Here is a 24,886-nt window from a genome sequence, read left to right as displayed (position 1 = left end):
GGATGGGTTCTTCCTTCGTGACGACTTCTGTACCATCACAGTCACACCGTGGGAACCCATCCTTCCGCTTTATGGAAAACAGAACACCTTTTTCATTCCTTTGATGGTGTTGCTCATGAGGGTCTGTTGACAAACCCGGTTTTCCTTTTCCAGTTGCCCAACTTTTACTCATTTTTAAGAACCGGTATATAACGAAACTCTGTCAACAAGCGATTTCCTCCTTGATTTCTCAAAATCAAGGAGTTTTTTTTTGGGAAAGAAGATAAAAAGACAATGATAAACGAAAATCAAGAAAAATATTTTAATAATAGATGAAAATTTGATATTATAGAATGTGTATTACTTTTATTATTATAGCAATGATCTGGATAGGGGGAGATGGGATTGAAAAAAGGGTGGACTATTGCTCTAATTGCCTTATTATTTAGTATTTTTATATCAGCTTGTGGGTCAGCTGGGAACAAGACCGAAACCAGCGATAAGAATGTGCTCAGAATTGCTGAAATGGAGGAATTTACAAGTATTGATCCAGCAACAGTAGTAGATGGGGGCTCATTCATTTTGGCCAATCATATTTATGAAGGGCTCATGAGAATAGGCAAGGATAAAAAACCGGTTGAAGGAATTGCTAAAGAATATACGGTCAGTCCGGATAAGCGAACTTATACATTTAAATTACGTGATGCCAAATGGAGTGATGGTAAGCCCATTACGGCGAAGGACTTTGAGTTTGGCTGGAAACGGGTGTTGAATCCAGCTACAAAATCGGAATACGCTTATATACTGTTTCCGATCGACAAAGGCGAGGAATTCTACAATGGAAAAGCTAAAGAGCAAGATGTTGGAGTGAAAGCAATAGATGACAAGACATTACAAGTCACGTTAAAAACACCGATGATTAACTTCCTCGACTATACCATTCTTCCAGCTTATCTCCCCCAACGGCCTGATATGGTTGAAAAGCTGAAAAATGACCCGTTTCGTCATCCTGATCAAATCGTTTACAGTGGCCCTTTTATTTTGAAGAGTTTCCAGGCGTCAAAAATTGTTCTGGCAAAAAATGATAAGTACTGGGATCAAAAAAACGTCCATCTGCAGCAAGTGGATCTGCATGTGCTAAAAGATGTTGGAACCGCTATAAACTTGTATAATACCGGGCAAGTAGACATTACACCTCTGAATAGTGCTTTTATCGATAGATACAAAGACTCACCGGACTTGATAAAAGCAGAACGGGCTACCTCCATCTATATGGTTATGAACCAACGTCAGAAATTCACGCAAAACGTAAACATTCGGCGAGCGATTAGCTTGGCGTTGAATCGCCAGGTAATAGCGGACCGTATTCTGAAAGATGGGTCTCAACCCGCTCATGCTTTGGTTCATCCATCGATTGCGGGACTTGGAAGCAAATCATTCCGTGAAGCAACGAAAAAAGATCTGATTCCATATGATCCTGCTAAAGCGAAAGAATATTTCCAACGGGGACTAAAAGAGTTGGGAATGAGCCAGCCACCTGAGAAAGTCGTGTTACTGACAGGCAGCTATTATAGCAATATTGCTGCCGTGATCAAAGAGCAGTTACGGGTGACATTGGGACTGAATGTTGTGATTGAGACTCCAACTGCTAAGGTAGTGGATGATCGTAAAGAGCGTGGGGATTTTGATCTAACGATTTCTGCGTGGGGTGCAGACTATAATGATGCGATGGCTTATTTAGAACTGTTTAACACCAATGAAAACAAAAACTCTGCCGGTTTTAAAAGCGATGCATATAATCAACTGATTGTCCAGGCTCGTCAAGAAACGGATCAAACCAAACGGATCGAAATGTTGAGTCGGGCTGAAAAAATGTTGGTGGATGAGCAAGTCGTGCTGGCCCCCATCTATTTCCGTTATAGTGTGCTATTAAAAAAACCTTATGTTAAAAATTACTATACCCATCCGATTGGGGCCGATTACAGCTTGAAATGGGTCAAGTTAGAAAAATAAAGACAATGGCTTTTTGGTTTATGGAGTGGAAAAATTTCAACAAACGAGGAGCCCTCTTGTTTCGGTAAAGGCAAGAAGGCTCTTTTTTTAATTCAAATTTCCATCTTGTTTTTTATGGTATATATGGATCCAGCGAAGAAGATGAAAGTGAGAAGCAAACTGATGGAGCCAATGATCCAGAGGCTAGTATCAAGGATATCCCAATTCAGTTTTGCCATTGTGGCGATTCGTCGAAAGATGAAAAATGGGGAGGTGATTCCAAACAGGAACCATACAGGGATACTCACGAACTTGATATAGGAAAAGTTAAGCACGCCCCCGAAAATGCCTAGTGTGATCAAGTATGGAGCATATAGGAGATATTCACCCATTAGTTTGAGCTGATTTAGAATCAGAACTTCCCAGCTCATATTACCTAGAATATTCGGTTTGATAAGAGTGAAAAGATATATATTTACGTTTAGGATGATAAATATCAAACTGAGGATTTGTAGGGTGCGCAAGAACATGGCCGTACATTTTGTGGCGATTAACCACCAATGCGGGTAGGGAGAAGACAGCCACCAACCCATGGTTTTGTGATTCCACTCATAATAAATCAAAGCACTTGAAAAACCTGGGAGGGCAAACAGAAGCCAAGTATACATCCAATGGATCTGTGTAGCGTTTGGTACTTGTGTAACCGTGGAGAACAAATAAAGAAAGCCGAAGCTGATACTGAATAAAAGCACAGCGATAGCATAAAGGGTATATTTTTTAGGGAAAATCATTTGATAATCTTTTTTGACCATAGACCAGAAGGCTGTCATTGGAATACCTCCCGATATACTTTTTGGATGGAACCTACTTCTACCCGAAGTTGTTCTGCATCTCCTTCTTTGACAACTTTTCCATTTTGGAGCAAAATGACATGTTCAAATAATCCTTCTGCTTCATGGATTTCATGAGTACTGATGATTAGCGTCACTTCTCGCTCAGATAACAGCTCAATCAGTAAATCAATGATTTTTTCACGAGAGATCAAATCAATCCCCGACAGAGGTTCATCTAGCAGGAAGAGATCGACTTGCCGCGCCAGGCACAGGATTAACTGTAAGCGCATGGTTTGGCCTTTGGAGAGCTCTTCCACTTTTCTTTGCGGGTCGAGTTTCATAAAGTCGAGATATTCCTTCGCTTTCTCTATCTGAAAGTGTGGAAATATGTTTGCGGCATACTGAATGGCTTCATCAATACGCTGGAATTTATACCATTGGGAAAGGTCGCCGAGATAAGCAATACGCTCTCTGATCCGCCAATTAGGCGTTTCATCAAATACTTTTATCTCGCCAGATGTTGGTTTCATGATTCCAGCGATGAGTTTCAACAGCGTTGATTTCCCGGCACCATTTTCACCCAGCAAACCAATTGCTTTTCCTTTAGGAATCGCCATCGACACATCATGAAGTGCGATCTTTTTGCCGTAGCGACGGGTTACATGGCGCAACTCTACCGCTTTTTGCATTCCCAATCCATCTCCTTTAGCCACTGTTGGGCTGTTTTTTGATCAATGCCCAAAGAACGCATGGTTTGTACGAAAGCCTCCAAAGCCTCATTGGCCAACTTTCTTTTGATCTGGTAAACCGTTTCTTCTGAGGTTGTAATAAAGGTTCCTTGCCCTCTTCTTTTTTCACATAAACCGTCGTGTTCCAGTTCCAAGTAAGCACGTACGACTGTGCTCGGATTCACTTTCAGTTTTTGGGCCATCTCGCGTACAGAAGGTAATTTGGTACCTAAAGCAATCTCTCCTCTTGCGATGGCATGACGAATTTGTTCAACGATCTGTTCATAAAGCGGAATGGAAAAATCAATCGTGAAAGTGAGAGGTCCGACGCTTCTCGTTTCCATGGCTCCTTTCCTTTCATAGTGTATGAATTGTTTGGTTTCACTCCATACACTTTGTTCTTTTAAGTGTATTATAACACTCCATACAGTTAATGCAAGAGAAAATAAAAAATTTTTGGATGATATCTTTATCCTGGGGATGGTCCATGGTAATTCATAAGTAGTGTAGAATGGATATAATGAAGCTGATCGTAAAGGAGGAGCTTTCATGATTTGGGGGATTGGAACCGATATCATTGAGATGGAGCGAATTGAAAAAGCAGGATTGGATCGTTTGGCTGCAAGGGTTTTAACCGAATCCGAGAAGCAAATGATGCCGATGGCTCCGAAAAGAAAATTGGAGTTTCTCGCAGGGCGGTTTGCAGCAAAAGAGGCGATTTCCAAAGCATTGGGAACCGGAATCGGTGAGATCGTAAGTTTCCAGGATATCAGGATTATCAATAATGAAAATGGGGCTCCAAAAGCACAAATATCCGCTGAAACGATGCAGTGTTTATTTTCAGATAAGAAGGTAAACATTCATCTTTCTATTTCTCATAGTGAGAAGTATGCTTTGGCTACAGCAGTGGTGGAAGAGATCTGAGCATATCTGCTTTAGATTGGACATACATATATAACACGGTTAGGAGGGACAAAGGTGTATCTCGTGACAGCTCAAGAAATGAGGCGCCTGGATCATTATGCGATCGATACACTGGGAATTCCAGGTGTGGTGTTAATGGAGCACGCTGGAAAAGCGGTAGCGGAAAAAATCACAGCTCGGTTTCCTGAGCCAAAAACAGCAGTCGTTCTTTGTGGAACAGGAAATAATGGTGGAGATGGTTGGGTCGTAGCTCGGCATCTGCTGTTTGCTGGGTGGAAGGTGTATCCTTGGCTGATTGGAAAAGAGGAAAAACTTACACCGGACGCACGTGTTTTTTATGATGTTTGTTGTCGTTTAAATCCTGTTTTTACGGATTCATCCAATCAACTTGCCCAATTGAAACAACATTTGCAGTCAGCGCAGGTGATTGTGGATGCTCTTTTGGGAACGGGATTTAAAGGAGAGCTTCGGCAGCATGTACAGGATGTGACTTCTCTTGTCAATCAACACCCAGACGCCTGGGTGATGGCAGTGGATATTCCAACAGGAGTGGATGCAGATACGGGAGCAGTTTCCAGAGAGTCGATTCGAGCACATCAGACGGTTACTTTTGGCTATCCCAAATGGGGACATTATTTGCGTCCTGGTGCAGACTATTGTGGCGATGTGTCTGTGGTGGATATTGGCCTTCCCAAAGAATTTCCTGCCGATTTGCAGCCTAAAGCTCGTCTGAATGTTCCCTTGCTGTGGGAAGCACATCAAAAAACACGTGATCCATGGGCGCATAAAGGGACGTATGGGCATGTTCTGATTATTGGTGGTACAAGAGGAATGCTAGGGGCTGTTGTAATGGCAGGAGCGGCGGCTTATCGAATGGGAGCAGGGATGGTAACGATAGCCGTTCCAGACGGTCAAGCGACTGCACTGGCTGCCAAGGTTACACAAGAATTGGTATGGACCTGGCCAGGAGAGGATGTATTTACAGCGGAAAGTGCGAAAAGATTTGCTGACAGGGCTTCTCGCTTTTCTTCGGTAGCGATCGGACCTGGATTGGGACGTTTTCCAGGAGAAGATATTTGGCTATCCCAGCTGCTCAGAGAGGTGGAGGTTCCGCTCGTGTTAGATGCGGATGCCCTCAATATTCTAGCTGATCATCCTCACCTTTTTGCCGAACGTTCGTCAGCTTTTCCAACGATTCTCACACCACACCCAGGAGAAATGGCTCGTTTACTGCGTTGTTCAGTATCTGAAATTGAAGCAGCTCGTCCACAAATGGCTCAGACTCTTGCTGATCAAACAGGGATGATTGTCATATTAAAAGGTCGATTTACGATTATTGCTTTTCCAGAACGAGGACAAATTGTGAATACGACAGGTAGTCCAGCTTTAGCCAAAGCAGGATCAGGTGATTTGCTAACGGGTATGCTAGGTTCGTTCCTAGCACAGGACATTCCTGTAGATCAAGCAGTGCCAATGGCGGTTTATTACCATGGACGTGCGGGCGAGATTGCTAGCCGATCAATGTCAGCTCATCGTGTATGTTATTCTGATTTACTAGATGCACTGAAAAGCTGTCAATAGAAAGGTTCCCTTCCCTAACCGACACATTTCCCGGGAAATTGACGAGGTGAAGCCATAAATGTGTCGGACCAGATGGATATTTGTCTTTATTTTCCAGATATTTTTGCTTTTGGTTGGTTGTGGCGAAAAAGATGCAAAATCGGTTGTCAATGATTTGTCCAAGCGATCAGAGAAGATGGAATCTTATATGAGTCATGGAAAGTTAACGATTCAAACAGGTCAAGAACCTCAAGTCATTGATATCGAGGTTTGGTATAAAAAACCGCATTATTATCGTGTAGCCCTGAAAAATACAAAGAACAATATTACACAGATTTTATTACGGAATGATGAAGGGGTTTATGTTTTAACCCCAAGTATCAAGAAGAGTTTCCGTTTCCAAAGCGATTGGCCGGAATCAAGCGGTCAAATTTACTTGTATCAATCCATCCTCTCCAGTATTATTGATGATCAAAAGCGTCAATTTCAAAAAGGTGACAAGGAGTATTTATTTGAGGTAGCTTCTAAACATACACTCAACCAAAATTGGAAGAAACAAAAGGTTTGGTTGGACCAAGATCTGAATCCGAAGAAAGTAAGTGTCTTGAATGCCAAGGACGAAGTGATGGTGGAAATGGTATTTGACCGTTTCAAACTGGATGCTTCTTTTGATCAGGATGCATTTGATATGCAACGGAATTTGAACCACTTGACAGAAGAATCAAAGCAAACAATCGCTGGATTGGATATGAAAAAAGAACAGGATTTGGCTTCAGTGGTACCAGCTTATATTCCAATGGGCAGTCGGCTGGATGGAGAAAAAACGGTTCAGACGATCCATGGTCCAGCAGTGATTGTAAGATACGCTGGAGCTCAACCTTTTACCATTGTGCAAAAAAAGGCACAGGAAATGGAAACGTATTTATCGGAGTCAGTGAAGCCGGTCATGCTCTATCAAGGATTTGGCATTCTGTTTTCACAAGAAAATCAAAAACAGCTCAAATGGTTGGATGGAAAGCGAGAGTTTGAGCTAACAGGTAACTTGCCTGAAGAAGAAATGGTTAAAATAGCGAACTCCTTTGCTGGTCAACCAGATAAATAGGGGGATGTTGGCAAATGGACAGATGAAGGTTTCCTGTCCATTTTTTTATATTCTCTGGTATAATATCGAGTATGAAATTGAGTTATCGGTACAGATATTGATTGGATGAAAATGAATGTAGGCGAAATTTACGCTTAAGGATGACAGGATATGAGTGATAACCCCATTAGAGAAGAATGTTCCTCTTATCAGGTTCTTCTCACGCGAAAAACCCGAATGATGCGCATCATGGACAATCTTGTTGTTCTTTTGGGGCTTCTTGTACTGCTCCCGTTCTTTGAATGGCGGAGTACTCCATTTATACTTGCTTTTTTATTTTTTGTCTTGCTCGTGTTTATCATTTCTCCACTGATATATCTGTATATATTTCATCCACGTTACACACTTTATTCAGACCGGTTAGTTGTACGAATTGGAAAAAAGGTAGACACTATTTTATTGACAGAGATTGAACAAGAATACGATCTACGTTATTATTTCCGTATTCGCGGGAAAAGGACACCCTTATTGGTCAGTGATTCATTTATTGATGAATTAAATTATCAGCTGGAAGTGATAAAACGTGGATGGAAAACATAAAGATTTGAGTAAATATGGCAGAGATACGGTGATTGAAGTTGATCTTGACGCAATTCATCATAATATCCAGCAGTTTAAGCAACATCTTCCCGTCAATACAATGATCATGGTTGCAGTAAAGGCAAATGCTTATGGTCATGGGGCAGTCCTTGTATCCCAAGCAGCTTTGGAAGCTGGAGCAAATGCACTGGGTGTCGCATTTGTCGATGAGGGAATCGAATTGCGTGAAGCCGGAATCCAAGCACCTGTTCTTGTGTTTGGATTTACTCCATCTTATGCAATTGCCGATGCTTTAAAGCATCATCTTGCTTTAACGGTTTATGATGAAACCAACTTACTTGCGATTCATGAGAAAGCGAAGGAACTTGGAATAGAAGCAACGGTTCATGTCAAGGTCGATACGGGCATGGGGCGACTCGGTCTGACTCCAGATCAGGCAATTGACTTTTTAGAGAAGGTACGAGAGCTGCCTTATGTGCGATTGGAAGGACTTTTTACCCATTTGGCCACAGCGGATGAAGCGGGTAAAACTTATATGAACTATCAGTTATCTTCTTTTGATAAGGTGGTCAAACGGGCAAAAGAAATGGGAATAAATATCCCCATTATTCATTGTGCTAACAGTGCCGCCTCCATTGATGCGCCGAATCATGCTTATAATATGGTCCGAATTGGGATCAGTCTGTATGGGTTATATCCTTCACAAGAAGTAAACAGGCAAAAGGTTCAATTGAAGCCTGCTCTTACGTTCAAGTCTCGAATCATTCACTTGAAACAACCGCCAAAAGGTACAGGAATCAGTTATGGAAAAACGTATGTAGCAAGAGGCGATGAGTGGATCGCTACTGTTCCGGTTGGTTATGCGGATGGTTTTAGTCGTCAACTGTCTAACAGCGGCTTTGCTTTGGTCCGTGGGGTAAAGGTTCCCGTCGTCGGGCGGGTATGTATGGACCAATTGATGTTAGATGTAACGAATGCAATGCCTGTAAAAGTAGGAGATGAAGTTGTTTTTTATGGCAGGCAGGGAGAATTGGAGATTCATGTAGATGAAGTGGCTGCACAGTTGAACACAATTAATTACGAAGTCACTTCCATGTTATCACGTCGGATTCCCCGGATTTATCTGAAAAATGGCCAACCTGTAGCGATCGTCAACGATTTGAGAAGATCAAATTCATTTCTCTAGATTTCGAGGAGGAATTTGTACAACTGGAACGAATAGATTTTAATATGTGTGTGATTTCAACGATTTGTAGGAATTCATTTTAAGTATATTTTTGCATTTAATTAATCATAATGGTAGTATTGATAAGGGAATCGCTAATGGTGATGATTGGTTGGGGGTGCACGAACTTGTCAGGTACCAAGAGAATTATGATCAGTCTGCCAACGAATTTATTAAAAGAAGTGGATGGTATGGTAGAAAAGGATAAATCCAATCGCAGTGAATTTATTCGCCAAGCGATGAAATTATATTTACAGGAGCGTAAAAAGCGGCGTATTCGTGAAGCGATGCAAAGAGGCTATATGGAAATGGCTAAGATTAATTTAAATATTGCCTCGGAAGCGTTTGAAGCAGAGGAAGAAGCAGATCATACTTTAGAGCGCTTAGTTAGTGGGGTGTAAACAATTTGATTGTTAAACGTGGCGATGTTTATTTTGCAGATCTTTCCCCTGTGGTCGGATCCGAGCAGGGTGGGGTACGTCCTGTACTAGTGATCCAGAATGATATTGGTAATCGATTTAGCCCCACTGTGATCGTCGCCGCGATTACTGCCCAAATTCAAAAGGCAAAGTTGCCTACACATGTTGAGATTGATGCAAAAACGTATGGATTTGACCGTGATTCAGTGATTCTGTTAGAACAGATTCGCACAATTGATAAGCAAAGGTTGACTGATAAAATCACCCACTTGGATGAAGAGATGATGAATCGAGTCAATGAAGCACTACAGATCAGTTTAGGGCTCATTGATTTTTGAAACCAGGGGAGTGCGGGAGTGCCCGCTCTCTCTTTTTTTTGGAGATAAATTGGGTTCACTTATTTCATCGTCGCCCGTTCTGTGTTATTTTAATTACGAAAGCTGAAGATATAACCAATAAAAATAACTTCATTGAGTATGTATACAAATGACAGACATGTTATTTTGGGCTTTCAGAGTAAGATGGTTAAAAGATTGAAGTTTTACGTGTTTTTCTGGTTTTTTACATGGTGATCATTGAAGTGATCCTTTACTGCTTAAAAAGGAAAGAAATGATGACAGGTAAAAGCATCGGGCGGTGTGTTAGAGCCTGTCATGATTCGAAAATGGATGATGAAATCATTCATTTGTGAAAGAAATGTCGTTGTTCAGGATTGTCGATGATGTTTTAGGAGGAATATTTCAACTCTGTCATAAATAGTAAAAACATGCTGAACATTGATGTTTAACCGAAGATATCGGATCCAAGGGGATTTTTACATGAATATTGATTTGCAAAAACAATACGAGAGACTGTTGACTGCCTATATTCAAGATACGAGAGAAGATCATTTGTATGGTGCTCAACAATTAAGTAAGTGGATCTTGCAGCAGCGAGTACCACCAGAAGAAGTGGTGAACTTCCACATTAGTACCCTAAAGAAACTGTTGCCAAACCTCCCAAATGAGGTAAAAGTTTCTTTTGACTTTTTGATTGAAGTGATGATTGGTTATGGGGTGGCTTACCAAGATCGAACCAATTTGGTCAACCGACAACGAGAACTGGAAGATGAGATCGAAGTAGCAGTACGTATGCAACAGACTTTGCTGCCAAAGTGTCCTCCGCCTTTAAAGGGAGTGGATATTGGTGTACTAAGTGTCGCTGCCAATCGCATGAGTGGGGACTATTATAACTTTGTTGATCATGGAAAAGGTTCTCTTGGTATTGCCATATCGGATATCATCGGTAAGGGAATTCCTGCAGCGTTATGCATGTCCATGATTAAGTACTCGATGGACCGTTTGGATGATCAACCGCTTTCGCCATCAGAGGTTTTGCGAGGCTTAAATACTGTTGTGGAAAGAAATGTAGATTCAAGTATGTTTATTACCATGGTATATGGGGTATATGATTCGTTGAATCATCATTTTCGCTATGCAACAGCAGGCCATGAACCTGGACTTCTTTTCAGGGCAAGTGAAGATGAGTTTAGTGATTTGGAAACACAGGGTTTGGTCCTTGGAGTAGAGAAAGATGTCGATTACCCAGAGTATACCATTGAACTTTTTCCTGGAGATGCGATTATTCTGTTTTCAGATGGGGTAACTGAATGTAAAGTGGATGGTAAATTTTTACAAAGAGATCAGTTGAAGCAAATTATTCGGGAGCATTTGGAGTTGCCAGCTCAACAAGCAGTTGAGGGCGTTTACCAACGTTTGTTTGAAATGGCCAAATATCAATTGAAGGATGACCAAACCATTATGATCATAAAACGAGTCGAGTAGTTAAGAAAGCATAGGTTGGAGGGCGAAAGACGGTGAATGTGTTGATCAAAGAAAAGGAAGATGCACAAAAGGGTGTGACCATTTTTGTTGAAGGCGAAGTGGATGTGTATACTGCTCCACAGTTAAGGGAAAAGTTGCTTCCTTTGTGTCAGAACGGGAACACCGTATATGTAGACCTGTCCAAAGTGGATTATATAGATAGTACAGGATTGGGTGTGTTGATTGGAGCTTATAAGGCACAACGAGCCACAGCAGGAAGGTTGATTTTGACAGGAATGAACGCTCGGTTGAGCCGAATTTTTCGCATTACGGGACTACATGAGATTATTGAAATTGAAGATCGGAAGCAGGAGGATGGAAAAGAATGAAGGAGCAGCCCTTAGATTCAGTGAATTTGACCATTCCTGCCAAACCAGATTATGTAGGAATCGCTCGTTTGACAGTTTCCGGCATTGCTAATCGGATGGGCTTTTCCTATGATGACATTGAGGATCTGAAACTTGCCGTTTCTGAAGCCTGCACCAATGCAGTGGATCATGCATATAGCGGTGGAGATGGTGACATTGAAGTGTGTTGCAGTATCTTTGGAAACCGTTTGGAAATCGAAGTCATCGATCGTGGGCACAGTTTCAATATCAGAGAAGTGGAAGAGCGTACGGGACCCATTAGTTTTGAGCCATCCATGAATGCTTTGCGTGAACGTGGTTTAGGGATTTACCTGATGAAAACATTGATGGATGATGTGGATATCAAGGGAGATAATGGTGTCATTGTCAAGCTGACTAAGTATCTTCGAAAAAATGAGGTGGAGCCGCATGTCAAATCGCCCGCATCCTACCCCTACAGATGAAGAGCAGGTTTTGGAGATGATTGGGCGGTATCAAAAAAACGGCGATGTGCAGGCACAAGAATGGCTTGTTGAGTATTATCGTGACTTGGTTGAGACTCTTGCCTATAAATTTGCACGTGGTTCAGAGCCATATGAAGACTTGATTCAAGTAGGTATGATCGGCCTTCTTGCTTCGATCCGCAGATATGACCCTTCTTATGGCCGAAATTTTGAAGGGTTTGCTGTACCTACAATTGTTGGGGAAATCAAAAGGCATATCCGTGATAAGACATGGAGTGTCCATGTTCCCAGACGAATTAAAGAGTTAGGACCTCGGATCAAAAGTGCCGTAGAGGAACTGACGACCAAACTGCAACGCTCTCCGCAAATCAAAGAGATTGCTGAATATCTGGATGTGTCGCAAGAGGAAGTTTTGGAAACGATGGAGATGGGACGGAGCTATCAAGCCGTTTCGGTCGATAGTCCGATTGAGGCCAGCAGTGATGGGAGTCAGGTGACTTTACTTGATTTGGTAGGAACAGAAGATAGAGGATACGACCAGATTGATCGCAAACTGTTACTGGAGAAAGTATTTCATGTGCTTACGGATCGAGAACGAGAAATTTTGCAGATGACCTTCTTTGATCACCTCAGTCAAAAGCAAGTAGGAGAACAGCTAGGTATTTCGCAAATGCATGTTTCCCGTTTACAACGTCGTGCTCTGAAAAAACTACGCCAAGCGATTCGAATGGAATTGGCTGAAATTATTGGATAAAAAGAGTGTATCTAGCAAACCTGAGCTCAGGGTTTGTCAGATACACTACTTTTTATTTTGAAAGAGTTGCATTGCCATAAAAAAAGTTCCTTTTCTAGTTGGGGATAGTTGCTTAAGAATTGAAACATAACCAACATGGAAAAGGAATCCCACGGCATAGATTCTTTGTCAACAAACTTACTCTCAAATAGTGCTGGAAGGAGCGTATTTAAAGCTTCTCTTTGGATGACACATTTTCTTTTTTGGTTGTTTTTTTTGGATATGTAAGAGTATTTGGTTGTTTTTTCCTTTTGAAATATGTAATTTACCTTCCAAGTGCAATTGATGTTTCTTTTTGCCGGTTTGTTTTTCAATCAGTAGAGTAAAAGGATAGATGGAATGTTTCGGTTGCTTGAATGTCCATGTACAATGGAGCCGGTTTTTTAAATGAATAGTAAACGAGTTTGGCAATTGTGTATTTGAATCAGACAATAGTTTATTTTCAGGTAAATAATCGGGTAGGGAAAGTTTCGGTTTCGGTTGAAGCAAGTTGGGCTGCCAATGGGTACGATTCGAAAATTGATCCAATCGTTGATGAAGCGGAAGATGCTTTTTTTGTTGAAACGCGGGCTGAGGAGATTTATTGTGGGATGGTAGTTTTGTTATTATTTTGTCTTTTTGTACAGTGATCGAAGCCGTCTGATGATCAGCCGAAGATTCGTTGGATGCTTTTGACTCATTGTGAACTTGTTGTGTGAAGCGGCTCGGTTGGTGAACATCCCGCAAAATAGGCGATACCCGATTCTTTTTCGACGGCAAGTCTTGTGCTGTGTTCTCGGTTGTTTGTGTTTGCTTTTTATTCACTAGCAGATCAGGTAATAATTGGCGAAAAAAAGTTGGAGATGAGTATTGGGTGATGGTAAATGCTCCACCCGCAAGAAAGAGTGTGACAAAGATGGTAGTACTTGTTTTCCTCATCCAATTTTTTCTTTGTTTCGTAGAGTTTGCATTTTTTTCATTGGGTTGACAGGGAAATAGTGGCTCAAGATCTGTGCGGAAACCTTCCAATAGCTCAAGGGCTTCCTCCAACTCATGATCTTTCATGGGGAATTCCTCCTGTTATTTTCGTTGGTTTCCACTATTTTACACGATTCGGCATAATTAATTCAATATAAAAAATATATAGAATTCAATTTCGAAGCATTTTTGGAGCAAGAGAAGAGATGTTGAATGAGATTTTGTAACCGATTATAGAATGCTAGTTTGGAAAAACAACTTTTCACCGCTGGACTGGCGGATTGAGCTTGGTCAATATCCTGTCAGTAGATAGGAGTTTCCAAGAATGGTGTGTGCAGAAGGAGAAAAGGTGAGTGAAGCCAGAAACCGCTCATCCAAGATTGCACAAGGATACCCCTCCCCTTGGATGGCGGGAGGAATTATGCGTTGAACATGTGATGCAAGAGGAAGCAGGTAGGTTAACCTATCTGCTCTTTTTGCTTGTCAGAACCAGAACAGTAATTTCTGGACGGCAAAAGAAGCGAAGAGGCAAAATGGTTGTGCCAATCCCACGGTTGACATACACTTTTAGCGAACTTCCCTCAACTTGATGGAAACCCTGTACGTATTTTCGGCCATAAGGAGGAGTGACAATATGTCCGATCAAAGGAAGGCGGATTTGTCCACCGTGACTATGTCCGGATAATTGTAACGCAACCGGTTTTTTTCTCGCCTGGTCAGCGAAATCGGGACAGTGGGAGAGTAAAATGGTGCATGTATGACTGTCAAGTCCATGTAATGCTTGAACCAAATTGGGGTGGCCCGTTAGTTGATCATCCACACCTGCAATCGCAATTCGATCATTCCCTTTTTGAACCAACTGATGTGAATTAACCAGGACATGAAAACCGCTTTGTGCCAGTCCTTGTTGAACCATTTGCGCATTTCCACGATAATCGTGGTTTCCCAATACAGCATACTTGCCAAGAGGAGCTTGTAGCTGTGAAAGATAAGGAATGGCTGCTGAGATTACATTTGGATCTTTATCAATCAGATCGCCTGTAAAACAGAGAAGATCGGGTTTTAATTGCTGTATGTGTTGGACCAAACTGGATAGGTCAGATGGATCCAAATAAAAACCCAGGTGTAAATCACTGAAGTGAACGATGCGTGTATGTTGAAACGAGGGAGGGAGTGAAGGAAGGAACAGCCATTGCTCTTTTATTTCGATCCACTTGGGCTCGAGGCTGTAGGAATAAATTCCACTTATGCCAAGAAGACTAAGACCTAACCATTTTGAAAATGACTTTTTCAAAAATTGCCGACGGGAGAGTTCCGTTTGTGACATGGAGATTCCTCCATTTAGCTTAAAAATCCAGCAGGCTAACTTCTATTCTAACAAATGGTTTTTTGTAGAAAAAGAGAAACAACTTTATGAAGTGTGAAGTGATACAATAAAATGGGATGGTTGTAAATGGATAAAATTTCATGTGTCATGTTTGATTGAATGTTCTAGGTGGTGAGAGTCATTGGATTTGGAACGGATGTATTATGTAATTGCGGAGGAATTGAGCCTAAGAACGCATCAGGTCAAAAGAAGTGTTGAGTTGATGCAGGAAGGGAATACGATCCCTTTTATTGCCCGTTATCGAAAAGAGCAGACAGGAGAGCTTGATGAGGAAAAGTTGCGTGCCATTGAGGAGCGCTTTCACTATTTGACTCAATTAAATCAACGGCGGGAAGAAGTGCTTCGCTTAATTGATGAACAAGGAAAATTGACGGATGAATTGCGCCAAAAGATCGAACAGGCGACGAAGCTGCAAGAGTTGGAAGATCTGTATTTGCCCTTTCGTCCCAAAAGAAAAACACGGGCATCTGTCGCCAAAGAAAAAGGATTGGAACCACTGGCTAAAGCGATGCTGGAAGCGGTGGACACGGCCAGTGTGGAAGCTCAAGCTGAAGAGTATGTCAATGAAGAATCCGGTGTGGCAACCGTTGAAGATGCTTTACAAGGAGCGATGGATATCCTGGCGGAAGAGTTGGCAGAAGACGCCGAAATCCGCAAGTGGGTTCGTGAATATACATGGAATACTGGAATCCTTGTCTCAAAAGCCAAAGATCCTGAAAAGCGTTCCGTGTATGAAATGTATTATGATTTTAGCGAACCTGTACATACGATCCCATCTCATCGCGTGCTCGCTGTCAACCGTGGGGAACGGGAAGAGTTTCTCAAGGTAAAAATAGTGGTGGAAGAAGAGCCGATTTTTCAACGTCTGGAAGCATGGTTCCCACATCCACCGCACGACTATTTAAAAGCAGTCGTACAAGATAGTTACAAGCGTTTAATTGCTCCCTCCATTGAACGTGAAGTGCATGCCCAGATGACGGAAAAAGCGGAAGAACAGGCCATTCATATTTTCTCGGAAAACTTGCGCCATTTATTGTTACAACCACCTGTTCTTGGAAAAACAGTATTGGGAATCGATCCCGCCTATCGAACAGGTTGCAAGTGGGCTGTTGTGGATGACACAGGCAAACTGTTGGAAGTTGGAGTGATTTATCCGACACCTCCGCATAATCAAGTGGAAGAAGCCAAACAGACTGTATTGAAATTGCTTGAAACTTATCCGATCGATATTATTGCGATTGGAAATGGAACAGCTTCGCGGGAGACGGAAAGCTTTATTGCTAACGTGATTAAAGAAGTGGACCGCACCGTTTATTATGTGATTGTCAATGAGGCAGGAGCGAGTGTGTATTCAGCCTCCAAACTCGCAAAAGAGGAATTTCCAGATCTGGATGTTGCAGAGCGTAGTGCCATTTCCATTGCCCGCCGTTTGCAAGACCCGCTTGCTGAATTGGTAAAAATCGATCCGAAATCGATTGGAGTCGGTCAATACCAACATGATGTATCGCAGAAAAGACTGAGTGAAAGTTTGTCAGCAGTCGTGGAGTCCGCGGTCAACTATGTAGGTGTCGATGTGAATACAGCTTCCCCTGCTTTATTAAACTATGTTTCCGGCATTAGTTCGACAGTAGCCAAAAATATTGTCAAAAAGAGAGAGGAAATTGGACGCTTTACCCATCGGGAGCAGTTAAAGGAAGTTCCACGTCTTGGTGCAAAAACGTATGAGCAATGCATTGGGTTTTTACGGATTACGGATGGCCTCAATCCTTTGGACAAGACCCCGATCCACCCTGAATCCTATCCGGTTGTAGAAAAGTTGTTTGCCTTGATTGAGATGGACAAAACACAAATTGGCAGTGATGTCTGCAATGAACGGCTGCGTCAATTAGATGTAGAAAAGACAGCGGAGCAATTGGGATGTGGTGTCCCTACTTTAAGAGATATTATTGAGGCTTTACTTCGCCCCGGAAGAGATCCGCGTGAAGAATTGCCACCACCTCTTTTGCGCTCTGATGTATTGGACATCAAGGATTTGCATGTTGGCATGCATCTGAAAGGAACAGTTAGAAATGTGGTGGATTTTGGTGCTTTCGTTGATATTGGCTTGAAAAATGATGGACTCGTCCATATTTCGAAATTGAGCAAGAAATTTGTCAAAAATCCGATGGATATTGTCACAGTCGGCGATATCGTAGATGTTTGGGTCATTGCTGTAGATGAAGAAAGGGAACGCGTTGGTTTAAGCATGATTCCATATCAAGACTTGGAACAAAAATAAATGGACAAGGGAACCTAGTATGCAAGCCTCATACTAGGTTTCTTAATTTTAGGCGGTTATGTGGAGATCGGCCGCTTTTTTCTACGGGAAATTTCTTTTGCTTGAAATGAAAACCAACATTCGTTTAAAAATCGAATTTGCCTTCGATCTTTCATATAAAATGCATGCATTAATTGTTTCATTAACCATTTGGGCAACAGAATCGCCCCCTTTTTATAGCTGCTTTTATTTTTCAGTTTATGAGATAATAAAGGTGTTCGTGTCTAATCAGTCGTGCAATTCGCATGTAATGGAGGAATTGGAATGACTTTGAATGACTGGTTTCAAAAAGGAATGACTTATCAGGAATATGTAGATTCTATGCAGATCAATCGTGAAGAATTATTATCGATATATGAAAATGTGTATTTATCAGAAGAGGAGAAGGTCTTTTTTGCACAAGGAAAATCAAAGAACTGGCGCATTATCGTGTTGACAGCAGATTGGTGTGGAGATGCCATGCTATGCGTTCCCATTATGAAGCGAATTGCTGAGGTTGCTTCGTTTGATATGCGATTTTTGATTCGCGATGATAACCTGGAACTGATGGATCAATATTTAACCAATGGTACAGCTCGGGCGATCCCTATTTTTATCTTCATTGATGAAAAAGGGCAAGAAAAAGCGGTCTGGGGACCGAGAGCACCAGAAGTCCAACAGATGATCACGGAGATGCGGAGTGCTCTACCGCCAAAAGAAGATCCAACATTTGAACAGAAGCAAAAAGAGATGTACCGGGAGTTTCGTGAAAAAATCTGCACGGACCGGACGATTTGGAAAGCAGTCAAGCGTAGTGTAAAGGAAAAATTGGAACAAGTATTCCAGATGGGGTGAGGGCTTATGACTTTGCGGGTTGGATTTATTGGCCTGGGGATTATGGGAAGATCGATGTGGCAACATATTTACCGTGCCGGTTTTCCCGTTACGGTTTGGAATCGAACACGTTCCAAAGTGGATGAGGCGGTTCAACTGGGAGCCAAACCGGCCAACTCTCCGAAAGAATTAGCAGAAAAAAGTGACATCATTATTACGATTGTCGGTGATACACCGGATGTGCTTGAAGTGGTCGAAGGGGAAAATGGTGTATTGAAAGGAGCCAGACCGGGAGCCATTTTTATTGATATGAGTACCATTTCACCAGATACGACCAGGCAAATAGCCGCACATGCGAGGGAAAAAGGGGTCTCCATGTTAGATGCTCCCGTTAGTGGCGGAGATGTCGGGGCACGGCAAGGGACTCTTTCCATTATGGTGGGAGGCGAAGCTGAAGTATTGGAAAAGGCACTGCCTGTGCTAGAGCCGATGGCAAAATCCATTGTGCACTGTGGGCCCATTGGTGCGGGGCAAACAGTCAAGGCATGTAATCAGATCTTGTGTGGTTTAAACTTGCTAGGGATGGTTGAAGCGTTCGCTTTTGCCAAAAAAGCAGGAGTAGATTTGGAAAAAATGTTGGAAGTAACAACCCAAGGTGCGGGTGGATCTTGGGCATTGTCCAATTATGGGCCACGGATCATTAAGGGAGATCTGGCTCCAGGCTTTTCAGTTCGCTTTCAGCAAAAGGACTTGCGTATTGTGTTACAAGAAGCGGAGCGAATGAATCTGCCTCTCTTGGGAACGGCTGTCGTGCAGCAGTTGCTGCGCTCAGTACAAGCACTTGGAGGCAATGAGGATGGAACTCATGCTTTGATTCGTGTAATGGAGCAATTGGGGCAGATCGAGATTGTACCTAAGGAAAAAGGCTGTTGACTTTTTTAGGGGTTGTTGGCAAAAAATTGCCATGTTAACAGTAGGAATTTTTGAATTGGAAAAGGCTCCTTGTCAACAGATCCTCATGTTGCTGAGTAATACCATCAAGGGATGATTTTTCTATAAAGCAGAGGGATGGGTTCCTTACCGTGTGATGGGACAGAAGTTGTCACGGAGGAGGGAACCCATCCCGAAGCGCGGGATATTTCCATCTTGTTGGCCAAAGCTTTTTTCATCTACTGGACAGTGATTTTTTCTCCAGTTTCACTGGTGATGGAAAACTTGGCTTTCTTGGAATTAATGGAACCTTTAGGAATAACAATAAAGCAACGTGCCGGGTATTCTTTGTACATAGAAGGGATGCCCGGGTCGCTGTAAGTATAGTCTGCAATATTTACTTTAATGTTAATCAAATCATCTGCTTTTTTCTCTATAGCTGTGGGGATCAGCTTTTTTCCATAAAGTTTTTTGTCAGATGCCTGAATCAGAATCACATCATTTTGATCCCAGGTAAACTGCTTATCCAAATTCCCTGCATGTTGTTCTTTGGTATAATACCAAATACCTCCTGAACCTCGGGCAGGAACCTCATCAAATGTAAAATATTTCGTTTCAAAGGTGATTTCTGGATAGGTTTCTTTTGCTGGCATCGCTTGTGATGAGTTGGATGAGTTGGAGGACTGGCTACTGTTTTTGGAATCGGATGTTTTGCTTTCTTCCCCTGTTCCTTTGGGAAGCAAGCCACATCCAGAGACAATGAATACCAAAACGAGAGCCATCATCAAAATCTGGGAGATTTTTTTCATCTTCTATCCTCCTTTTATTTCTTCAAGATGGTTATCATTTTATATCCAATATTTTATTAATGTCAAATAGTAGAAATTCTGATCATTTCCGCATATGTTTCGTGCACGTTGTTTTTATTGGTTACATACCCACATATTTGGCTACCAATGATTTGGCGATTGAAATGTCATCGGTTCCCTGAACGAGAACACGACCATCCGGGAAAATAACCAGTCGGTATGGGTCAATTGTTGCCCTGAGCAAAAAAGGGGTTTTTTCTATATCAGCGACTGGTTCCAGCTTTTCAGCCAATTGATTCAAGTTCATTTGCAGGGAGTCTGCTGGAGAGATTTGAATCGTTTGTCGTCCGCAGAGTGAGATTGCCTGTTCTTCTGGGTGAGCAGGCTCCAGAAATTCATACTTTTGCTGCTTGCATACGGGACAGTCCGATTTTGCTTTTACTTTCATAGCAATATAATGATTATCCCAGAGTTCAAAATGGCGCATCCGTGGATCCAGGGCTTCTGTTGCACCAATCAGTAATTTGAGTGCTTCTGTAGCCTGGAAAGAAGCAACTATTTGAACAACAGGTCCAATGACACCAGCTGTATCACATGTTTCGCTGCTACCAGGAGCAGGGGGATCAGGGAAAAGGCAGCGCAAGCAGGGAGTGATGCCAGGTCGAATCGTAAACGTCATTCCCCGTGCACTCACAGCTCCTCCATAGATCCAGGGGATTTGATGTTTGATGCTGACATCGTTTATTAGGTAACGAACAGAAAAATTGTCTGTTCCATCTAGTATTAAATCAACCGAGGATAGGAGTTTTTCGGCATTACGCCAAGTAAGATCCGTAACATGTGCCTCTATCGTTACACTTGAGTTGATCCTTTCCAGTTTTTCTTTAGCAGCAATCGCCTTGGGCAGCTGATTTTGAGCATCCATTTCGTCATAGAGCATTTGTCTTTGCAAATTGCTTTCTTCTACGAAATCTCGATCGATGATACGGATGTAGCCAACACCTGCACGAACCATATGATTTGCCAAGGCTGTACCTAAAGCACCCATCCCTACGATTGCAATCCGTGAAGATTGCAAACGAGCCTGACCATCTTTTCCAATCGGTGGAAACAAGATTTGTCGTGAGTAACGAGTCATGTCTACAGTCATCTGGATCGCTCCCTTTATAAGCTCGTTTTTATTTTCGCATGAACGGAAACGATATGAAAACCTTTTTTTGTGAATGGTATTTGGCAAGAAAGGAAAGAGATAAGGAAAAGGTACATTTGGAGGGATGGTTTTGGAAAAGAAAACGTATTATGTTTCCATTGATTTAGGTCCATATGCTGGAGAGATTCGGGATCAACCTGATCCAACTGATCCGGTATTTGATTTTGAAATTCAGGCGACATCTGAAGAGATTCAGAAACTGGAACATTTATTTTCAGAGATTGCTGAAGAAGATTATGATACATTTATTCAAGCCCACTTGCCTTATCGAACCGAAGAACGAATGGAAGAACACAACTATGATGATCGGATCAAAGCTGTATACCAACTCATTTATCATTTGGGAACAAAAGAGACAAAAAAACGTATGAAAGAGTCCGGAATGATCATATAGATGAATGGACAGAGAGATCAGGTGAATAGCGAACGTTGGTTCGTTGGTTTTGCTTGATCTTCTTTTTATTTCACTTTATACTTAAGTTAAGAATGGTCAAACAGGAGGAATGTTTTGTGAATCCAAATTTCCCAGGCATGCACACGAATGCCTCAACTGCAGCCAGAACGTCACAACGTTTGGTTCAACGTGCTTTTTCGTGGATGTTTGTGGGTTTGTCGCTTACGGCGATTATTGCCATTGCACTTTCGATGAATCCCAATGTTCCACAAATGCTAGTACAAAATAAAGCGATCTTTTATGGGATTATCGCTTTAGAGTTGATTACAGTCTTTGGCTTGTCTTTTTTGATAAACCGGATCTCTTCGTTTATGGCTACATTTGCTTTCTTCTTCTATGCTGCGTTGAATGGGATTACCTTTACGCTCATTTTGGCTTACTTTAACTTGGGAACGATCGGAGCAGCCTTCTTCATCGCAGCAGGAATGTTTGGAATCTCGGCTTTGATCGGCTATGTAACCAAACGGGATTTAACCAAACTCGGCTCCATTGCTTTGATGCTGTTAATCGGAATTCTCCTGGCCAGCCTGGTTAACATTTTCTTTATTAAAAGCGGTTTGATAGGTTTGGTCATTTCTTATGTTGTGGTTGCTTTGTTCTGCTTTATCACCGCTTATGATATTCAAATGCTCAAGGCGATTGCAGAGCAAGTTGCAGACGAGGAGACTGCAACCAAGTATGCGATTTTTGGTGCATTGATGCTTTATATTGATTTTCTGGCGATCTTCAAAAACCTGATTTATATTTTAGGTAATGATGATTAATCAGTAGTGGGAATAAGGATCTCTATAAACACTATAGAGATCCTTTTTATATGGTTCGGAATCGCTTTATAGGAAATGACAAGGAAAAAATTTTTTTTATAAAAAATCCCTTGACGAAAACGGATATCCATGATAGATTATAAGAGTCGCTTCGAGATAATGAAAAACGAAAGCGAAAAATGGTTAAAGCCTCTTGCAAAATGATAAAAGATGATTTATAATAAATCTCGCCGTTGATGATAAAAGAACAATTGAATCAGCATTCCTCAGTAGCTCAATGGTAGAGCACCCGGCTGTTAACCGGTAGGTTGCAGGTTCGAGTCCTGCCTGAGGAGCCAATGCGGAGAGATACTCAAGAGGCCGAAGAGGACGGTTTGCTAAACCGTTAGGGGGCTAAATGCCCCGCGAGGGTTCGAATCCCTCTCTCTCCGCCATTTATATGTGGCCCGTTGGTGAAGCGGTTAACACACCAGCCTTTCACGCTGGCATACAGGGGTTCGAATCCCCTACGGGTCACCATTTGGACGGTTAGCTCAGCTGGGAGAGCACCTGCCTTACAAGCAGGGGGTCGGCGGTTCGATCCCGTCACCGTCCACCATTGATATGGAGCTGTGGTGTAGAGGCCTAACATGCCTGCCTGTCACGCAGGAGATCGCGGGTTCGAATCCCGTCAGCTCCGCCAGTTGTGGCGACCATGGCGAAGTGGTTAACGCACCGGATTGTGGCTCCGGCATTCGTGGGTTCGATTCCCACTGGTCGCCCCATTTGTTGGGGAGTAGCCAAGTGGTAAGGCAACGGACTTTGACTCCGTGATGCGTAGGTTCGATCCCTACCTCCCCAGCCATCCATGAGCCATTAGCTCAGTTGGTAGAGCATCTGACTTTTAATCAGAGGGTCGAAGGTTCGAGTCCTTCATGGCTCACCATTTCGCGGGTGTGGCGGAATTGGCAGACGCACTAGATTTAGGTTCTAGCGCCTCTGGCGTGGGGGTTCAAGTCCCTCCACCCGCACCAATTATGAAATGAATATCCTGCCCATGCGGTCGTGGTGGAATTGGCAGACACGCTACTTTGAGGGGGTAGTGGTCGTATGACCGTGCGAGTTCGAGTCTCGCCGACCGCACCACTTTTACATAAAACTGCTTGCACTACCAAGCGTTTTATTGTATGATTACTATATAATTACGGGGTGTGGCTCAGCTTGGTAGAGCGCCTCGTTCGGGACGAGGAGGTCGCAGGTTCAAATCCTGTCACCCCGACCAAAGTCCGAAGGGGTTAGGCAATTAAATATGCGGGTGTAGTTCAGTGGTAGAACATCGGCCTTCCAAGCCGAATGCGAGGGTTCGATTCCCTTCACCCGCTCCAAACCTTTAGGGTCGTGGCAATGGCTGCGGCCTTTTGTTTTTTGCTATTTTGTTTATGAATCAGAAGGGGATGAAGCAATGAATGATGAATTTTCTTTCATCCGCTCCCTTATAGCGCATCGGTTTGTAGAGAGTGAGCGGATCGAAGTCGATGTGGGCGATGATGCGGCGGTGGTCATTCCGCATTCTGATCGCTCACTTGTCATGACTTGTGATACTATGGTAGAAACGGTCCATTTTCTGCGTAAAACGATGAGTCCAGCAGATATTGGGTGGAAATTGCTCGCTTCCAATTTAAGTGATTTGGCGGCAATGGGAGCAGTACCGACTTATGCTTTGATTTCTGTGGCTGTTCCACCTTCATGGCAGGCAGAGGAAGTAGAGGAAATTTATCACGGAATTTATGATTTGGCTAGAGAGTGGAAAGTAAGCTTGATGGGTGGAGATACGGTACGAATTCCTGAATATCTGACCCTGACATTGACTTTGCTGGGGGAGGTAGGGCGTGGCGAGGCTTTGTTACGTTCTTCAGCAAAACCAGGGGATGTGGTGTTTGTCACAGGAACAGTGGGAGATGCTGCAGCCGGTTTGCACCTCCTTTTGCATCATCCAGATCAACGCTTCAACTACCCCGCTTTAGTCCAGGCACACTGTCGACCCAATCCCCAGTTACATATTGGAAAGTGGTTGGTCAGTACCCGTTTTCGACCCGCTTGTGATGATATTAGCGATGGACTGGCTCAGGAAGCGTGGGAAATAGCGGAAGCGAGCCAAGTCTGTATCGTTTTGGATAGAGAAAAAATTCCCATATCTGAACAGCTTTTACAATATGCAAAGGCAGTTGGACAAGATCCTTTTGAGTGGGTATGGTTTGGTGGAGAAGATTATCAGCTGATAGGTACAGTACGGAAAGAATATTGGGCAAAACTAAAAGAAACAGTTAAAGAAAAAGGTTTTCTTCTTTCCATGATTGGTAGAGTCGAATCAGGAACACCGCAAGTGGAGGTAGAGAGCGAAGGAATACGGATGGTGTTACCAAAACGCGGGTATAATCATTTTGCAGATAGGTGATCAC

26 protein-coding genes and 12 tRNA genes are annotated in these 24,886 nt (G+C 42.6%); 30 read left to right on the top strand and 8 right to left on the bottom strand.

What is annotated here, in order from left to right; genetic code table 11:
- Positions 1 to 384 precede the first annotated feature (384 nt).
- Positions 385 to 1,992 (top strand): peptide ABC transporter substrate-binding protein, encoded by a 1,608-nt coding sequence (locus BMZ78_RS15145; protein WP_175482510.1) that lies wholly within the window; start codon positions 385 to 387, stop codon positions 1,990 to 1,992.
- Between the two features lie 92 nt (positions 1,993 to 2,084).
- Here the strand turns inward: BMZ78_RS15145 and BMZ78_RS15140 are convergent, their stop codons facing one another.
- From BMZ78_RS15140 to BMZ78_RS15130, 3 genes are read right to left on the bottom strand one after another with little or no spacing between them, the layout of a single operon-like run.
- Positions 2,085 to 2,801, bottom strand: coding sequence for a hypothetical protein (locus tag BMZ78_RS15140; RefSeq protein ID WP_093231258.1), 717 nt, complete (start codon positions 2,799 to 2,801; stop codon positions 2,085 to 2,087).
- Positions 2,798 to 3,493 carry an ABC transporter ATP-binding protein gene (locus tag BMZ78_RS15135; RefSeq protein ID WP_093231257.1) on the bottom strand — a complete coding sequence of 232 codons (696 nt, stop codon included), beginning with the start codon at positions 3,491 to 3,493 and terminating at the stop codon, positions 2,798 to 2,800. Before BMZ78_RS15135 ends, BMZ78_RS15140 begins: the two co-directional genes overlap by 4 nt.
- Positions 3,478 to 3,876 (bottom strand): GntR family transcriptional regulator, encoded by a 399-nt coding sequence (locus BMZ78_RS15130; RefSeq protein WP_093231256.1) that lies wholly within the window; start codon positions 3,874 to 3,876, stop codon positions 3,478 to 3,480. Before BMZ78_RS15130 ends, BMZ78_RS15135 begins: the two co-directional genes overlap by 16 nt.
- Before the next feature lie 205 nt (positions 3,877 to 4,081).
- On the opposite strand from BMZ78_RS15130, the gene acpS reads away from it, so the two are divergent.
- The 11 genes from acpS (at position 4,082) to sigB (ending at position 12,768) form a co-directional block, all read left to right on the top strand.
- Positions 4,082 to 4,456 (top strand): holo-ACP synthase, encoded by a 375-nt coding sequence (acpS, locus tag BMZ78_RS15125; protein ID WP_093231255.1) that lies wholly within the window; start codon positions 4,082 to 4,084, stop codon positions 4,454 to 4,456.
- Between the two features lie 54 nt (positions 4,457 to 4,510).
- The gene (locus BMZ78_RS15120; RefSeq protein ID WP_093231254.1) at positions 4,511 to 6,037 is read left to right on the top strand and encodes an NAD(P)H-hydrate dehydratase; all 1,527 of its coding nucleotides are present in this window, start codon (positions 4,511 to 4,513) and stop codon (positions 6,035 to 6,037) included.
- A gap of 58 nt (positions 6,038 to 6,095) precedes the next feature.
- Positions 6,096 to 7,118 carry an outer membrane lipoprotein-sorting protein gene (locus tag BMZ78_RS15115; RefSeq protein ID WP_093231253.1) on the top strand — a complete coding sequence of 341 codons (1,023 nt, stop codon included), beginning with the start codon at positions 6,096 to 6,098 and terminating at the stop codon, positions 7,116 to 7,118.
- Positions 7,119 to 7,268: 150 nt separating this feature from the next.
- Positions 7,269 to 7,697, top strand: a complete 429-nt coding sequence (locus BMZ78_RS15110) for a hypothetical protein (RefSeq protein WP_093231252.1) — start codon at positions 7,269 to 7,271, stop codon at positions 7,695 to 7,697.
- Positions 7,681 to 8,883: an alanine racemase gene (gene alr, locus BMZ78_RS15105; protein WP_425263942.1), complete on the top strand. Its 1,203-nt coding sequence runs from the start codon at positions 7,681 to 7,683 to the stop codon at positions 8,881 to 8,883. The genes BMZ78_RS15110 and alr overlap by 17 nt, the downstream gene beginning before the upstream one ends.
- 143 nt (positions 8,884 to 9,026) lie before the next feature.
- Positions 9,027 to 9,323 carry a CopG family ribbon-helix-helix protein gene (locus BMZ78_RS15100; protein WP_093231282.1) on the top strand — a complete coding sequence of 99 codons (297 nt, stop codon included), beginning with the start codon at positions 9,027 to 9,029 and terminating at the stop codon, positions 9,321 to 9,323.
- 5 nt (positions 9,324 to 9,328) lie between these two features.
- Positions 9,329 to 9,679, top strand: coding sequence for a type II toxin-antitoxin system endoribonuclease NdoA (ndoA, locus tag BMZ78_RS15095; RefSeq protein WP_093231251.1), 351 nt, complete (start codon positions 9,329 to 9,331; stop codon positions 9,677 to 9,679).
- 480 nt (positions 9,680 to 10,159) lie between these two features.
- Entirely contained in the window at positions 10,160 to 11,164 is a 1,005-nt protein-coding gene (locus BMZ78_RS15090) for a PP2C family protein-serine/threonine phosphatase (protein WP_093231250.1), read from the top strand.
- Positions 11,165 to 11,196: 32 nt separating this feature from the next.
- Positions 11,197 to 11,532, top strand: a complete 336-nt coding sequence (locus tag BMZ78_RS15085) for an STAS domain-containing protein (RefSeq protein WP_093231249.1) — start codon at positions 11,197 to 11,199, stop codon at positions 11,530 to 11,532.
- Positions 11,529 to 12,014 (top strand): anti-sigma B factor RsbW, encoded by a 486-nt coding sequence (rsbW, locus tag BMZ78_RS15080; RefSeq protein ID WP_093231248.1) that lies wholly within the window; start codon positions 11,529 to 11,531, stop codon positions 12,012 to 12,014. The genes BMZ78_RS15085 and rsbW overlap by 4 nt, the downstream gene beginning before the upstream one ends.
- Positions 11,980 to 12,768 carry an RNA polymerase sigma factor SigB gene (sigB, locus tag BMZ78_RS15075; protein ID WP_093231247.1) on the top strand — a complete coding sequence of 263 codons (789 nt, stop codon included), beginning with the start codon at positions 11,980 to 11,982 and terminating at the stop codon, positions 12,766 to 12,768. The genes rsbW and sigB overlap by 35 nt, the downstream gene beginning before the upstream one ends.
- A 183-nt stretch (positions 12,769 to 12,951) precedes the next feature.
- Here the strand turns inward: sigB and BMZ78_RS15070 are convergent, their stop codons facing one another.
- Positions 12,952 to 13,851 (bottom strand): hypothetical protein, encoded by a 900-nt coding sequence (locus BMZ78_RS15070; RefSeq protein WP_093231246.1) that lies wholly within the window; start codon positions 13,849 to 13,851, stop codon positions 12,952 to 12,954.
- 376 nt (positions 13,852 to 14,227) lie between these two features.
- Positions 14,228 to 15,091, bottom strand: a complete 864-nt coding sequence (locus BMZ78_RS15065) for a metallophosphoesterase (protein WP_093231245.1) — start codon at positions 15,089 to 15,091, stop codon at positions 14,228 to 14,230.
- Between the two features lie 181 nt (positions 15,092 to 15,272).
- Here BMZ78_RS15065 and BMZ78_RS15060 point away from each other — a divergent pair, with 181 nt between their 5' ends.
- On the top strand, positions 15,273 to 17,429 hold the full coding sequence (locus BMZ78_RS15060) for a Tex family protein (protein WP_425263941.1): 2,157 nt from the start codon (positions 15,273 to 15,275) through the stop codon (positions 17,427 to 17,429).
- Between the two features lie 56 nt (positions 17,430 to 17,485).
- Here the strand turns inward: BMZ78_RS15060 and cmpA are convergent, their stop codons facing one another.
- Complete coding sequence (gene cmpA / locus BMZ78_RS15055) at positions 17,486 to 17,611, bottom strand: cortex morphogenetic protein CmpA (protein ID WP_425263943.1); 126 nt, start codon at positions 17,609 to 17,611, stop codon at positions 17,486 to 17,488.
- Positions 17,612 to 17,732: 121 nt separating this feature from the next.
- Here cmpA and BMZ78_RS15050 point away from each other — a divergent pair, with 121 nt between their 5' ends.
- Together BMZ78_RS15050 and BMZ78_RS15045 are read left to right on the top strand one after the other, a co-directional pair.
- Positions 17,733 to 18,302, top strand: a complete 570-nt coding sequence (locus BMZ78_RS15050) for a thioredoxin family protein (RefSeq protein ID WP_093231243.1) — start codon at positions 17,733 to 17,735, stop codon at positions 18,300 to 18,302.
- Positions 18,303 to 18,308: 6 nt separating this feature from the next.
- Positions 18,309 to 19,214, top strand: coding sequence for an NAD(P)-dependent oxidoreductase (locus BMZ78_RS15045; protein ID WP_175482509.1), 906 nt, complete (start codon positions 18,309 to 18,311; stop codon positions 19,212 to 19,214).
- Positions 19,215 to 19,450: 236 nt separating this feature from the next.
- Here BMZ78_RS15045 and BMZ78_RS15040 read toward each other — a convergent pair whose 3' ends face one another.
- Complete coding sequence (locus BMZ78_RS15040) at positions 19,451 to 20,020, bottom strand: hypothetical protein (protein ID WP_093231242.1); 570 nt, start codon at positions 20,018 to 20,020, stop codon at positions 19,451 to 19,453.
- A gap of 121 nt (positions 20,021 to 20,141) precedes the next feature.
- Entirely contained in the window at positions 20,142 to 21,170 is a 1,029-nt protein-coding gene (locus BMZ78_RS15035; RefSeq protein WP_093231241.1) for a ThiF family adenylyltransferase, read from the bottom strand.
- Positions 21,171 to 21,300: 130 nt separating this feature from the next.
- On the opposite strand from BMZ78_RS15035, the gene BMZ78_RS15030 reads away from it, so the two are divergent.
- From BMZ78_RS15030 to thiL, 15 genes are all read left to right on the top strand, one after another.
- Positions 21,301 to 21,624: a hypothetical protein gene (locus tag BMZ78_RS15030; RefSeq protein WP_093231240.1), complete on the top strand. Its 324-nt coding sequence runs from the start codon at positions 21,301 to 21,303 to the stop codon at positions 21,622 to 21,624.
- 116 nt (positions 21,625 to 21,740) lie between these two features.
- The gene (locus BMZ78_RS15025; RefSeq protein WP_175482508.1) at positions 21,741 to 22,448 is read left to right on the top strand and encodes a Bax inhibitor-1/YccA family protein; all 708 of its coding nucleotides are present in this window, start codon (positions 21,741 to 21,743) and stop codon (positions 22,446 to 22,448) included.
- A 263-nt stretch (positions 22,449 to 22,711) separates the two neighbouring features.
- Positions 22,712 to 22,786, top strand: a tRNA-Asn gene (locus BMZ78_RS15020).
- Between the two features lie 4 nt (positions 22,787 to 22,790).
- Positions 22,791 to 22,882 (top strand) — tRNA-Ser (locus tag BMZ78_RS15015).
- Positions 22,883 to 22,891: 9 nt separating this feature from the next.
- Positions 22,892 to 22,967, top strand: a tRNA-Glu gene (locus BMZ78_RS15010).
- A 3-nt stretch (positions 22,968 to 22,970) separates the two neighbouring features.
- Positions 22,971 to 23,046 (top strand) — tRNA-Val (locus tag BMZ78_RS15005).
- A gap of 7 nt (positions 23,047 to 23,053) precedes the next feature.
- Positions 23,054 to 23,130 (top strand) — tRNA-Asp (locus BMZ78_RS15000).
- Positions 23,131 to 23,136: 6 nt separating this feature from the next.
- Positions 23,137 to 23,212, top strand: a tRNA-His gene (locus BMZ78_RS14995).
- Between the two features lie 5 nt (positions 23,213 to 23,217).
- Positions 23,218 to 23,292: transfer RNA gene (locus tag BMZ78_RS14990), tRNA-Gln, on the top strand.
- Between the two features lie 5 nt (positions 23,293 to 23,297).
- Positions 23,298 to 23,373, top strand: a tRNA-Lys gene (locus BMZ78_RS14985).
- Positions 23,374 to 23,377: 4 nt separating this feature from the next.
- Positions 23,378 to 23,461 (top strand) — tRNA-Leu (locus BMZ78_RS14980).
- A 25-nt stretch (positions 23,462 to 23,486) separates the two neighbouring features.
- Positions 23,487 to 23,573: transfer RNA gene (locus BMZ78_RS14975), tRNA-Leu, on the top strand.
- A 59-nt stretch (positions 23,574 to 23,632) separates the two neighbouring features.
- Positions 23,633 to 23,709, top strand: a tRNA-Pro gene (locus BMZ78_RS14970).
- A 29-nt stretch (positions 23,710 to 23,738) separates the two neighbouring features.
- Positions 23,739 to 23,812 (top strand) — tRNA-Gly (locus tag BMZ78_RS14965).
- A 77-nt stretch (positions 23,813 to 23,889) separates the two neighbouring features.
- Positions 23,890 to 24,882 carry a thiamine-phosphate kinase gene (gene thiL, locus BMZ78_RS14960; protein ID WP_093231238.1) on the top strand — a complete coding sequence of 331 codons (993 nt, stop codon included), beginning with the start codon at positions 23,890 to 23,892 and terminating at the stop codon, positions 24,880 to 24,882.
- Positions 24,883 to 24,886: the final 4 nt, after the last annotated feature.

The sequence above is a fragment of the Thermoflavimicrobium dichotomicum genome, assembly GCF_900114055.1.
Taxonomy (GTDB): domain Bacteria; phylum Bacillota; class Bacilli; order Thermoactinomycetales; family Thermoactinomycetaceae; genus Thermoflavimicrobium; species Thermoflavimicrobium dichotomicum.
The sequence above is the reverse complement of the archived record's forward strand: the minus strand, read 5'-3'. Positions and strand labels throughout refer to the sequence as shown.